We start from the raw sequence: 12,423 nt of genomic DNA on the forward strand, positions 1-12,423 counted from the left end.
CGCGCGGGCGTTACCTGACATGCGTCAGCGGCACGCTGACCTCGGCGAGCAGGTCGAGGTCGGCGTTACGGTCGACCTCGACATACTGCTCGTTCCAATACAACAGGCTCGACAGCCTGGGCGCCAGTTCGACGGTGTCGGGGCGCCCGACGATGATCGCATGGTCGTAGCGCTCGATGATCTCGTCGACCTCACATTCGATCGTGGCCTGCGCGTGCTGCAGCAGCGGAATCCCCGCCGTGCCGCGCGACCAGTCGATTCCGTCGAACTTCGTGCGGCCCGCGATATGCGGCGTTCCGAAGCGGTCGGCGAGCGCGAGCTGATCCGATCCGAGGATATTGATGCCGAACCAGCCGTCGCGGGCGATCAGCGGGAAGGCCGACGATTGCCGGCCGAGATTGATCATGAGCCGCGGCGGCTCGGATGACAGCGAGATCAGCGACGCCGTCGTTACGCCTGTGATGTCGTCGCCAAGTCCCGCGGTCACGACGCTGACGCCGGCCGCGACGCGGCGCAGCGCCGAGTGGAAATGCGCAGGATCGGACGCCATCCTGGACACCAGATGAAGGTCACGCTTGCTCATCCGTCGCCTCCTGGGGCCTGCGCAGTCCGGTCAGAAGAAGCCCTTGGCCGGAAGCGGAGTGCCGTTGATCAGATATTGCCCGATCGCCCGTTCCTTGTAGGTGACCGGATTGTGCGACGACAGGGTGCGGGCGTTGCGCCAGTGCCGGTCGAAATTGGTCGCCTTCTTGGTCGAGGAGGCGCCGCCGACGTCGAAGATCAGCCCGCCATTCCTGATCGCCGCATCATCGGCGATGATCTTGGCCTGCGCCGACAGCAGCGCCGCCCGGTGCGCCAGCGCTTCGGCATCGGCGCGGCCGGCATCGAACGCGTCGGTGGCGGCGTCGAGCGCTTCGGCTGCGACCAGCACGACCGTCTCCGCGGCGTGGGCCGCGCTCGCGATCTGGCCGACCGTCTGTTGCAGTAGCGGATCCTCGGTCGGCTTCTCGTGCGGCGCATAGTAGAAGGTGCGCTTGCGCGAGCGGACCAGCGCGATCGCATCGCGCAGGGCGGCTCGGCTGATGCCGGCGACGGCGGCGGTCAGGAACAGCTGCGCGAACGTGTTGGAATAGGGCACGCCATAGCCGATGTCTGGCGCGTCGAACACGATCTCCTCGCGCTTGACCCGGACATTGCGGAAGTGGGTGGTGCCGGTCGCGGTCAGCCGTTGGCCCATGCCGTCCCAATCGTCGATCAGTTCGATGCCAGCGCGATCGAGCGGAATGATCGTCGCGCCGGGGCGCCCGGCCGGATCGGCGGCGCGCACCAGAACCAGATCGGAGTAGAGCGTGCCCGTGCTGTAGTATTTGGTGCCGTTCAGCAGGTAGTCGTCGCCATCAGGCGTGAACGTCGTGTTCGGCGTGATGTTGCCGACCTGCGGACTGTCGAGCTCGGTGGTCGCCAGCCCGATGATGGCGCCGCCGGCGACGCGCCGTTGCCATTCGCGCGCCTGGCCGTCGTGTGGATTACGGACCAGCCGCTCCACGACGCTGAAATGATTGCGCAGGATGTGCGCCACATTGGCGTCGGCTTCGGCGAGCCGGATGACGATCTGGAACAGATCGCGAATCGAGCTGCCGGCCCCGCCGGCGCCGACCGGCAGGCGCAGCGCACCGAGCCGCGCCTGTTTGATCAGCGCAATCTGCTGATGCGGCAGGATGCGCTCGCGCTCGCGGTCCGATTCGCCCTCGGCGATTGCGGCCAGCAGCGCATCGAGCGCGCCTGGTGCAAGCGGAAGCAGTGGCTCGGCGGCGAAGGTTTGGGTGGGCAGCGGCTTGTTCATGACGGACCCGAACGATTGCGAGACAGGGGGAAACGAGCGGCTCAGCGCTGCGGCGCCGGCTCCTCGATTGGGGCGAGATGGTCGGCGACCTTGACCGGCTCGGGCAGCACCTTGCGCTCGGCCAGCCAGTCGGCGGCCTTCTGCAGATCGGTCACGAACTTCTTGTCGTTGACGGAGAAGTAGCGGTACTGGCGGTTCATCGCGATGAACTGGTCGCGCACCTGGTCGCTGTATTTGCCGGCCTTCTGCGCGATGTACTCGGCGTCCCTGCTGTTCTCCGAGATCCATTTGCCTTCGGCGCGGAACGCCTCGTTGACGGCACGGACCAGCGCCGGGTTCTCGGTCGCGAATTTGCGGGTGGTCAGATAGGACGTGTAGTCGATCTGAAACTCGAGATCGCGGCCTTCCAGGAAGATGTCGTGCGCCTTGTAGTCGAGGCGGGCGATGTCGACGCCGGGGCTCCACATCGACCAGGCGTCAACCTTGCCGGAGGCGAGCGCCGGCGCCGCGTCCGGCGGATTGAGATAGACGAACTTGACCTTGGAGCGGTCGACCTTGTGCTTCTCGAGCGCGGCGACCAGCAGGAATTCGCCAAGGCCGGAGCGGTTCACCGCAACCGACTTGCCGACGAGATCCTCGATCTTGTTGATGCCGGAATCGTCGCGGGCGATGATCGCCGTAGTCCGCGGCTCGTAGACCACGAACTGGGTGAACACCAGCGGCGAGCCGGCGATGATCGCCGCCAGCGCCGGCGTCGTCGAGCCGCCGAACGAGAAATCCGCGGTGCCGCCGGTCACCGCCTGCAGGGTCGGGGCGTGGTTCGGGAACGGGCCGATCCATTCGACCTTGATGCCGTCCTTGGCCAGCAGCTTCTCGAACTCGCCGCGTTCCTTGGCGATGTTGTTCAGGCCGGCGAGACCCCAGGTCAGGCGCACCGTGTCGGTGACGCGGCCGGGCGCCGACCAGGCCTCATCGGTCAGCGTGAAGCCGGCGAGCGCGCCGATGCCGAACGCGGCGGTGCCGAGGAACTGGCGGCGGGAGAAGTCATCCGAAGACATGTCGATCCTTCCGAAATTCAGGTGTGACGGGGTGCAGCGAGCACGCCGAGTTCGGCCAGCAGGTCGCTGCGGGCAACCATGCCGTTGACATCCGTGCGGTGTTCGAAGGCGATCCGGCCGTCGCGCATCACCAGGATGCGGTCGGCGAGCGCAATCGCCTCGTCGACGTCGTGGGTGACGAGCAGCACGCCGGGGCGGTGCCTGGCGACGAGCTCGCGCACCAGCCCATGCATGCGGATGCGGGTGAGGGCATCGAGCGCGGCGAATGGTTCATCGAGCAGCAGCAGCTCCGGCTCCTGCACCAGCGCACGCGCGAGCGCGACGCGCTGCGCCTGTCCGCCGGAGAGATTGCGCGGCCAGTCGTCGAGCCGGTCGCCGAGGCCGACTTCGGCCAGCGCGGCGGCCGCGCGCGCCCGCGCATCGGGGATGTCGAGACCGAGTGCGACATTGCGCCAGAGACTGTCCCACGGCAGCAGCCGGTGCTCCTGGAACACGACGGCGGGACGACGCGGCGCGATGATGCGGCCGGCTTGGATGGGATCGAGGCCGGCGAGGGCGCGCAGCAGCGTGGTCTTGCCGCAGCCGCTCTCGCCGAGCAGCGCCACGAACTCGCCGCGGGCGATGCTGAGGTCGAGCCCCTCGATGACGGTCCTCTCACCATAGGCGCGGCGCAGCCCATTGACGGTCACGGCCGGCGCGATTGCGGCCGGCAGCGGCGGCGCGAACTGGAGGGTCATCGCGCCGCTCCGTAGTTCGGATGCCAGGCGAGCAGCCGGCGCTCCAGCCAGCGCGCGATCAGATCGGCGGCGACACCGATCAACGCGTAGATCACGATCGTGAGCACGATGACGTCGGTGCGCAGGAATTCGCGGGCATCCATGGCGAGGAAGCCGAGCCCAGATTGTGCGCCGATGGTCTCGGCGACGACGAGCGCGAGCCATGCGGTTGCCAGCGCGTAGCGCACGCCAGTCAGGATCGAGGGCAGGGCGCCCGGCAGAACGATGCGTCGGATCAGCGTGAACGTCGACAGGCCCTGGACGCGGCCGAGCTCGATCAGTTTGGGATCGACCTGCCGGATGCCGAGCGTGGTGTTGATGTAGATCGGGAAGGTCACGCCGAGCGCGACCAGGAAGACCTTCTCGGCCTCGCCGACGCCAAGCCAGACAATGACCAGCGGCAGCACCGCGAGAAATGGGATCGCGCGGATCATCTGGATGCTGCGGTCGACGAGGGCTTCCGCGAGCCGCGAGAAGCCGACGAGAATGCCGAGCGCGAACCCGGTCGCGCCGCCGAGCACGAAGCCCGCGGCCGCGCGCAGCAGGCTGACGCCGAGGTCATTGAGCAGCGAGCCCTGAATGGTCAGCTTATAGGCCGTGCGCAGCACCTTGCTGGGAGCCGGCAGCACCTGCGGCGACAGTTGGCCGCCCTGCGCCAGCGCCTCCCAGACGACGACAAGGAGCACCGGCGCGAGCCAGGACAGCGCCTGCAAGGCCGAGCCGCTGAGATGACGCGGCGCCCGCGCACGCGGGCCGGCGGAAGCGTTTGCCTCCGGCAGCGCAACGATTCCCGCCGTGTGGTCGAGTTGGCTCAAGGCGATCCGGGCTCCAAATGTCGATATGTTGTCGATGCTGCGACACGGTTTGCTCGTACCGCGACCGGTGAGATGGCGACCGCCGCACGCGCTAAAATCTCCCACGAAACGGCGTGATCCGAAATAGAGCGGTTTTCCAATTGTCATCGACGTTGGAGTGTTTCGGTCTCGCCGGCTGACAAAAAGCGGCAAGAACTTCTTCTTCGAATTTGTTAGTAGGTGTCGCGACGGTCGGCGTGCCCTGGGACGCGCCTGGGGACGGAGAGCGCAGCCATGACACATCCGCTTCGGTTCGGGATCTGGGCGCTGGTGCACGGACCGCGCGCCGCGCACCAGGATCCCGAGGAGCCGTATGATGCCTCCTGGGAGCGCAATCGCGATCTCGTGCTGGCGGCGGAGGCGCTCGGCTATGATTCGACGCTGGTCGCCCAGCACACCATCAATCCGCACCAGGAGGATCTCGATCAGCTCGAGGCCTGGAGCGCGGCGGCGGCGCTTGCGGCGCTGACCAGCCGGATCGAGATCATCACCGCGATCAAGCCTTATCTTTATCATCCGGTGGTGCTGGCCAAGATGGCGCTCGGCATCGAGAACATCAGCCGCGGCCGCTTTGCGATCAACCTCGTCAATGCCTGGAACAGGCCGGAGCTGGAGCGGGCCGGGATCGGCTTTGCCGAGCATGACGAGCGCTACGCCTATGGCCGCGAATGGATCACGGTGGTATCGCGTCTCTTGCAGGGCGAGCGCCTGACTCACAAAGGCAGATATTTCGACGTGCAGGGCTACGCGCTGCGGCCGAAGGATCTCTACCGGGCGCGCCCCCGCATCTATGTCGGCGGCGAATCCGAGCCGGCGCGGGCGCTGGTCGCCGATCACGGCGATGTCTGGTTCATCAACGGCCAGCCGCGCGACGACGTCGCCAGCCTGATCCGCGACGTCGCGGCGCGTCCGCGCGGCGCTATAGCGCCGCCGCTTCGCTTCGGTCTCTCCGCTTTCGTGATCGCGCGTCCGACCGCAGAGGAAGCCGATGCGGCCCACCAGCGCCTGCTGCGTCTCGCCGAGAAGGATGCGCCGATGAAGGCGATCCAGAAGCAGAACACCGACCCCAAGGTCGTGATGATGCAGACCATGCAGAAGAGCGCGCGCGTCGGCAGCAATGGCGGCACGGCCGCAGGCCTGGTCGGCAGCTACGAGGAGGTCGCCGACCGCATCATCGATTTCCACGCCGCCGGCATCGAGCTGTTCATGCTGCAGTTCCAGCCGTTCGAGGCCGAGATGAAGCGGTTCGCGGAGGAGGTGATCCCACGCGTGCGACAGCGGCAGCATGATCGCGGTGCTACGAAGATCGATTCCGGACGGCGCGTGGGCTGATCTCGCGAACGGTGCGTGCAGAAGAACTGATTGTTTGCGAAGATCGATCCACGGGGAGATATTCGCTCGCTGCCGCGCCACATTCGAAAATCCATTTCATTGACGGTGTGCACCGGCGAACGCATCATCCGGTCATCATTGGGGCGCTGACGACAGCGCACGTTCAACGAGACATCGATGCATTCGGCTGGCGAGTGCGGGCGCCGTGCGCCTGCGCAACGGCGGAGCTTTGTCGGCAGGAGAGGGTGATGGACAACACGGAGAAGGCTGGCCCGTTGAGCCGGCGTCGACTGCTGCAGGCAGGTGCCGGGGCCGCGTTGGTGGCGCCGTTTGGCGGCCTTGCTGCGCAAGCCCTGTCGCTGCGAGCTGCGCCGGAGATCGACCTCTCGCAGTTTCCGATCTGCCGGACCGCGGCTGAAGTGCCGGCCCTCACTGGCGCGCCGCGCAAGCTGAAGCTGTCCTGGAACGCCGGTGCGGTCTGCCTGACGCCGGTTCCGGTGGCGATCGACCAGGGCTTCTTCAAGAAATACAATCTCGATGTCGAGCTGATCAACTACTCGGGCTCGACCGATCAGCTGCTGGAAGCCATCGCGACCGGCAAGAGCGATGCCGGCCTCGGCATGGCGCTGCGCTGGCTGAAGCCGCTGGAGCAGGGGTTTGACGTCAAGATCGCCGCCGGGACCCATGGCGGCTGCATGCGCGTGCTGGCGCGCACCGACTCGGGCATCACCACGCTCGCCGATCTCAAGGGCAAGGCGGTGGCGGTCGGCGACCTCGGCGGTCCCGACAAGAACTTCTTCTCGATCCAGCTGGCGCGGCTCGGCATCGATCCGGTCAAGGACGTCGATTGGCGGGTCTATCCCGGCGCCGTCGTCAACGTTGCAGCCGACAAGGGTGAGACGCAGGCGTTTCTGGCATCCGATCCGCTGGCCTATCTCTGGCTGAAGGATCCGGCTTACAAGGAGGTCGCCTCCAATCTCGACGGCGAGTACCAGAACCGGGTCTGCTGCATCCTCGGCCTGCGCGGCAGCCTGGTGCGCGAGGAGCCGCAGGTCGGCCGCGCCATCACCCAGGCGCTGCTCGATGCCGCGATGTTCACGGCGGAGAATCCGAGCGATGCCGCGAAGTCGTTCCAGCCCTACGCGCCGAAGCAGGCGACGCTCGCCGATCTCGAAGGCATGGTGCGCTATCACACCCATCATCATCATCCGCATGGTCCGGCGCTCAAGCAGGAGCTGAAGGCCTATGCCGACGACCTGAAGGTCGTCTCCGTGTTCAAGCCGAGCACCGATACCAACAGGTTTGCAGAGCGCATCTATGTCGACATTTTCTCTGTCTGACGTCGCGACGGGTGAGGCCGAACGGGGGTCGGCGCTCGCCGGCAAGCTCCGTGAGGCGGCGCCGGGCCTCGCCGCGGCGCTGGCCTGGGCGGCGTTCGGCGCGTCCTGCCTCGTCCGCGAGGACGTCGGCGACTGGTCGCGCACCACCGATCTGGCCATCTCAGCCTTCGTCATCGCGGCGCTCATCCTCGTGGCCGGCGTCGCCGCGTCGCATCTGGGGAGGGTGGGTGCGGCGGTCCGAAAACGCAGTCCCTGGCTGATTGCGCTCGGCGTGTTCCTGTCGCTCTGGGAGCTCGCCACGGCGAAGTTCGCCTGGCTGCCGCTGCCATTCTTCCCGCCGCCGCAGGCGATCATCGAGGTCTATACCGACGATCTGCCGAAGCTGCTCGACAGCGTCTTCGCCTCGGTCAAGCTGCAGCTCGGTGGCTACGTGATCGGTGCGAGCATCGGCTTCGTCACCGGCGTCTCCATCGGCTGGTCGACGCGGATCGGCTACTGGGTGCATCCGGTGCTGCGCTTCATCGGGCCGGTGCCGGCCACGGCATGGCTGCCGATCGCCTTCTTTACCTTCCCGACGAGCTGGAGCGCGTCGACGTTCCTGATCGCACTCGCCACCGGATTTCCCGTGACGGTCCTGACCTGGTCGGGCGTCGCCAGCGTGTCGAGCGCCTATTATGACGTGGCGCGCACGCTCGGCGCCAAGCCGTCGTTCCTGGTGCTGAGGGTCGCAATTCCTGCAGCATTGCCTCATGTGTTCGTCGGCCTGTTCATGGGCCTCGGGGCGTCCTTTGCGGTCCTGGTGATCGCGGAGATGATCGGCGTCAAGGCGGGGCTCGGCTGGTACCTGCAATGGGCGCAGGGCTGGGCGGCGTATGCCAACATGTATGCCGCGCTGCTGGTGATGTCGCTGCTCTGCTCGGGCGCGATCACGCTGTTGTTCAAGACGCGTGACCGGGTTCTGGTCTGGCAGAAGGGTGTCGTCAAATGGTAGCCGCAGCGATCTCTGACGCCGTGAAGGCGCAATTTCCTGGTGCGGCAATCGACATCGCTCATGTCGACCACGCCTTCGACATCGACGGCGCCGAGCTGAAGGTGCTCGACGATGTTAGCCTGATCGTCGAGCCCGGCGAGTTCGTCGCGCTGCTCGGGCCATCGGGCTGCGGCAAGTCGACCTTGCTGCGCCTCATCGCCGGCCTCGACAGGCCGCGCAGCGGCTCGCTGCGCGAGGACGACATCGGCATCAAGGGCCCGCATCCCTCGCGCGTCGTCGTGTTCCAGGATCCGACGCTGTTCCCGTGGCGCACGGTGTGGGACAATGTCGCGCTGGGCCTGGAGGCGCAGGGCATCCTGAAGAAGCAGCGGCATCGCGTCGATGCGGCGCTGGATCTGGTCGGCCTCACCGACTTCCGCAATGCCTATCCGCATCAACTGTCCGGCGGCATGGCACAGCGCGTCGCGCTGGCGCGGGCGCTGGTCAACGATCCCAAGGTGCTGGTGCTCGACGAGCCGCTCGGCAAGCTCGACTCGCTGACGCGGATTGCGATGCAGGCGGAGCTGGTGGCGCTGTGGCAGCGCAAGGGCTTTACGACGCTGCTCGTCACCCACGACGTCGAGGAGGCGCTGGTGCTTGCCAATCGCGTGATCGTGCTCAGCGATCGCCCGGCGCGCATCAAGGCCGACATCCTCGTCGACAGGCCCTATCCGCGGCATCGTGGTGATCCGCATCTGGCCGATCTGCGCCGGCAGATCCTCGGGCTCCTCGGATTGGAAGCGACATGGTAGCTGCCATCGAAACCATCGCGCCGCGGCAGAGCAGCGTGCCGAATGAAGACGAGCTGATCGCGCGGGCGCTTCGGCTGGTGCCGGTGTTTGCCGAGCGTGCGCCGGCGTATGACCGCGACCGCAGTTTTCCGTTTCAGAACTTCCAGGATCTGTTCGACGCCGGCCTGCTGTCGTTGACGGTGCCGGTGGCGCTCGGTGGACATGGTGCCGGGGCAGGCCTCACCGCACGGATCCTCGGCATCATTGCCGAAGCCGACCCGTCGACGGCGCTGGTGCTGGCGATGCATTACATCCAGCACTTCGTGATGGCGCGGAACCAGGAATATCCGCCGCGATTGGCGCGCAAGCTGGCGCGGGACTCGGTCGAGCGCGGCGCGCTGATCAACACGTTCCGCGTCGAGCCGGCACTCGGCTCGCCCTCGCGCGGCGGCCTGCCGGAGACGATTGCTCGGCGGACCGAAACCGGATGGCGGCTGAGCGGGCACAAGATCTATTCGACCGGCGCGCCGATCCTGAGCTGGTACTCGGTGTGGGCGAAGACCGACGAGGCCGAGCCGCGGCTCGGGCTGTTCCTGGTGCAGGCCGGCCAGCCCGGCATCCGCATCGTCGAGACCTGGGACCATCTCGGCCTGCGCGCCAGCGGCAGCCATGACGTGGTGTTCGACGACGTCGTGATCCCGCTCGACCATGAGATCGAGCTGCGCAAGCCCGAGGGCTGGCGCGTGCAGAACCCGACGCAGGCGCTGGTCCATGCCGCCTTCGTCGGCGCGATCTATGACGGCGTCGCGCGGGCCGCGCGCAACTGGATCGTCGACTTTCTCAAGACGCGGACGCCATCGAGCCTCGGCGCGCCGCTCTCGACGCTGCCGCGTGCGCAAGAGGTGCTCGGCGCGATCGAGGCGCGGCTGCAGGTCAATGCGCGGCTGATCGACAGCGTCGCGCGCGATTTCGACGCGGGCCAAATCGTCAGCCCGGTCGAGGGCAACATCATCAAGCTGACCGTGACCAACAACGCCGTCGCGGCCGTCGAGGACGCCCTGTCGCTGTCGAGCAATCATGGGCTGAGCCGCGCCAACCCGCTCGAGCGTCACTATCGCGACGTGCTGTGCGGCCGCGTGCATACCCCGCAGGACGACGCGACGCGGATTGCCGCCGGCCGCCTGGCGCTTGGACTTTGAGAACCTGAGGAGAGAGGACACATGTCCGAGATCGAATTCATCGGCTTCATTTCCAACAACAACTCGTCGGAGACGATCGTGCGCAAGGGGCCGGTGCTCGACCCCGTGCATATCGAGACAGTGGCGAAGGCGCATGAGAACGCCGGCTTCGATCGTGCGCTGCTGGCGTTCCACTCGACCTCGCCGGACAGCCTGCAGGTCGCCCAGCACGTGCTCGGCGTCACCGAGAGGCTCAACGTGCTGATTGCGCAACGGCCGGGCTTCACCTCGCCGACCCTGCTGGCGCGCCAGTTCGCGGTGCTCGACCAGTTCTCCAGGGGACGCGTCGCGCTGCACGTGATCACCGGCGGCAACGCCACCGAGCTGCGCCAGGACGGCAACACGCTGGACGACAAGGAGGAGCGCTACGCGCGCACCAGCGAGTTCCTCGACATCATCAGGACCGAGTGGACCAGCGACAAGCCGTTCAGCTATGCCGGCAAGTACTACGAGGTCGAGAATGCGTTCGCGCAGGTGAAGCCGTATCGGAAGGAGGGCATCCGGATCTATTTCGGCGGCGCCTCCGATGCCGCGATCGAGGTCGCCGGCAAGCATGCCGACACCTATGCGCTGTGGGGCGAGTCCTACGCGCAGGTGCGCGAGCAGGTCGCGCGCGTCAGCGCAGCCGCCGCGAAGCACGGCCGGCCGGCGCCGCGCTTCTCGCTGTCGGTGCGGCCGATCCTCGCCGACACCGAGGAGAAGGCGTGGGCCAAGGCGCAGGACATCCTGGCGCGTGCCACCGCGCTGCAGGACCAGACCGGCTATCGCAAGCCGGCCGATGGCCACGCCACCGATGGCGCCAAGCGCCTGCTGGCGATCGCCGAGCAGGGCAAGCGCGTCGACAAGCGGCTGTGGACCGAGATCGCCAAGCTCACCGGCGCCAACAGCAACACCACGGCGCTGGTCGGCACGCCGGAGCAGGTCGCCGACGTGTTCGGCGACTATTACGATCTCGGCATCAGCCATTTCCTGATCCGTGGTTTCGATCCGCTGATCGATGCCATCGAGTACGGCCGCGAGCTGATCCCGGCGACGCGCGAGCTGATCGCGCGCCGGCAGGGCAGCAAGGGAGTGGCGGCAGAATGAAGCGCCTTCTCCTCGCCGCCAGCCTCCTGGTCGCACTCACCGCATCGGCCGCGGCGCAGGTCACCCTGCGCGTCGGCGACCAGAAGGGCAATTCGCGCGCCGTGATGGAGGCGGCGGGCGTGCTCAAGGACGTGCCCTACACCATCGAGTGGAAGGAGTTCGTCGCGGCGGCGCCGTTGCTCGAAGCGCTCGGCGCCGGCGCGATCGAGACCGGGCTGGTCGGCGACGCGCCGTTCACCTTTGCGGCCGCCTCCGGCGTGCCGGTCAAGGCGATCGCCGCCATTCGGCAGTCCCAGGAGGGGCTGGCGATGCTGGTGCCGGAAAGCTCCGGCATCAAGAGCTTCGACGAGCTGAAGGGCAGGAAGATCGCGACCGGCCGCGGCTCGATCGGCCATCAGCTGGTGCTGGCGGCGCTGGAGTCGCGCGGCTGGACCATCAATGACATCCAGCTGGTGTTCCTGCCGCCGTCGGATGCCAAGGTCGCCTACACGCAAGGCTCGGTCGATGCCTGGTCGACCTGGGAGCCCTATGTGAGCCAGGAGGAGGTGCTGTTCAAGTCGCGCCGCATCATTACCGGCGAAGGATTGACGCCCGGCCTCAGCTTCCAGGTCGCGACGCCCACAGCGATCAAGGACAAGCGCGCCGCGCTCGAGGACTTCCTGCAGCGGCTGACGGCGGCGCGGGTGTGGTCGCTCGGCCATGTCGAGAGCTACGCCGAAACCTGGGGCCGGCTGATGAACATCCCGCCGGCGGTGCCGCTCAACTGGCTGAGCCGTGCGAAGGTGCGCATCGCCCCGGTCGACGAGTCCGTCGTCGCCGATGAGCAGACGACGATCGATCTCTATGCGCGCACCGGCCTGATCAAGCAGCGCCTCGACGCGGCTGATATCCTCGACCGCTCGTTCACCGCAGCGATCGCCAAGGGGGCCGGGCCGTAGCGGCCGGCCGAGCCGTGCGGCTGCAGGCGTGCACGAGCGACCCGTCCTCATGCCTCCATGCCGTTCCATCATCGGACAACAGCATCCGCCTCGCGGCGCAGATTGCGTCCGAGCTATGCCGATCGTGAGCCCTCTTCGATGAGAGAGGGCGCGGGGAATGCCGGGCGCTGGCCGCACCCATGGCCCGCCTGCAGAAA

The 12,423-nt window shown here is 67.2% G+C and carries 12 protein-coding genes; 7 read left to right on the forward strand and 5 right to left on the reverse strand.

What is annotated here, in order from left to right:
- Positions 1–10 precede the first annotated feature (10 nt).
- The 5 genes from QQL87_RS24765 to QQL87_RS24785 are packed head-to-tail and all read right to left on the reverse strand — an operon-like array spanning position 11 to position 4,492.
- Complete coding sequence (locus QQL87_RS24765; RefSeq protein WP_284421379.1) at positions 11–583, reverse strand: flavin reductase family protein; 573 nt, start codon at positions 581–583, stop codon at positions 11–13.
- A 30-nt stretch (positions 584–613) separates the two neighbouring features.
- Positions 614–1,843: an acyl-CoA dehydrogenase family protein gene (locus tag QQL87_RS24770; RefSeq protein ID WP_284424126.1), complete on the reverse strand. Its 1,230-nt coding sequence runs from the start codon at positions 1,841–1,843 to the stop codon at positions 614–616.
- Positions 1,844–1,884: 41 nt separating this feature from the next.
- Positions 1,885–2,901: an NrtA/SsuA/CpmA family ABC transporter substrate-binding protein gene (locus QQL87_RS24775; RefSeq protein ID WP_284421381.1), complete on the reverse strand. Its 1,017-nt coding sequence runs from the start codon at positions 2,899–2,901 to the stop codon at positions 1,885–1,887.
- Between the two features lie 17 nt (positions 2,902–2,918).
- Positions 2,919–3,638: an ABC transporter ATP-binding protein gene (locus QQL87_RS24780; protein WP_284421382.1), complete on the reverse strand. Its 720-nt coding sequence runs from the start codon at positions 3,636–3,638 to the stop codon at positions 2,919–2,921.
- A complete protein-coding gene (locus QQL87_RS24785) occupies positions 3,635–4,492 on the reverse strand; it encodes an ABC transporter permease subunit (RefSeq protein WP_284421383.1) in 858 nt (285 codons plus the stop codon). Before QQL87_RS24785 ends, QQL87_RS24780 begins: the two co-directional genes overlap by 4 nt.
- A gap of 273 nt (positions 4,493–4,765) precedes the next feature.
- Between QQL87_RS24785 and QQL87_RS24790 the strand changes: the two genes are divergently transcribed.
- The 7 genes from QQL87_RS24790 to QQL87_RS24820 all read left to right on the forward strand — a co-directional run bounded on the left by QQL87_RS24790 (position 4,766) and on the right by QQL87_RS24820 (position 12,226).
- Positions 4,766–5,863 carry an LLM class flavin-dependent oxidoreductase gene (locus QQL87_RS24790; protein WP_284421384.1) on the forward strand — a complete coding sequence of 366 codons (1,098 nt, stop codon included), beginning with the start codon at positions 4,766–4,768 and terminating at the stop codon, positions 5,861–5,863.
- 248 nt (positions 5,864–6,111) lie between these two features.
- Positions 6,112–7,203 carry an ABC transporter substrate-binding protein gene (locus QQL87_RS24795; protein WP_284421385.1) on the forward strand — a complete coding sequence of 364 codons (1,092 nt, stop codon included), beginning with the start codon at positions 6,112–6,114 and terminating at the stop codon, positions 7,201–7,203.
- Positions 7,181–8,194 (forward strand): ABC transporter permease, encoded by a 1,014-nt coding sequence (locus tag QQL87_RS24800; RefSeq protein ID WP_284421386.1) that lies wholly within the window; start codon positions 7,181–7,183, stop codon positions 8,192–8,194. Before QQL87_RS24795 ends, QQL87_RS24800 begins: the two co-directional genes overlap by 23 nt.
- Entirely contained in the window at positions 8,188–8,985 is a 798-nt protein-coding gene (locus QQL87_RS24805; protein ID WP_284421387.1) for an ABC transporter ATP-binding protein, read from the forward strand. The genes QQL87_RS24800 and QQL87_RS24805 overlap by 7 nt, the downstream gene beginning before the upstream one ends.
- A complete protein-coding gene (locus QQL87_RS24810; RefSeq protein WP_284421388.1) occupies positions 8,979–10,163 on the forward strand; it encodes an acyl-CoA dehydrogenase family protein in 1,185 nt (394 codons plus the stop codon). Before QQL87_RS24805 ends, QQL87_RS24810 begins: the two co-directional genes overlap by 7 nt.
- A 21-nt stretch (positions 10,164–10,184) precedes the next feature.
- Positions 10,185–11,288 carry an LLM class flavin-dependent oxidoreductase gene (locus QQL87_RS24815; protein ID WP_284421389.1) on the forward strand — a complete coding sequence of 368 codons (1,104 nt, stop codon included), beginning with the start codon at positions 10,185–10,187 and terminating at the stop codon, positions 11,286–11,288.
- On the forward strand, positions 11,285–12,226 hold the full coding sequence (locus QQL87_RS24820; RefSeq protein ID WP_284421390.1) for an ABC transporter substrate-binding protein: 942 nt from the start codon (positions 11,285–11,287) through the stop codon (positions 12,224–12,226). Before QQL87_RS24815 ends, QQL87_RS24820 begins: the two co-directional genes overlap by 4 nt.
- Positions 12,227–12,423 lie beyond the last annotated feature (197 nt).

The sequence above is a fragment of the Bradyrhizobium sp. SSBR45G genome, from assembly GCF_030159255.1.
Classification (GTDB): domain Bacteria; phylum Pseudomonadota; class Alphaproteobacteria; order Rhizobiales; family Xanthobacteraceae; genus Bradyrhizobium.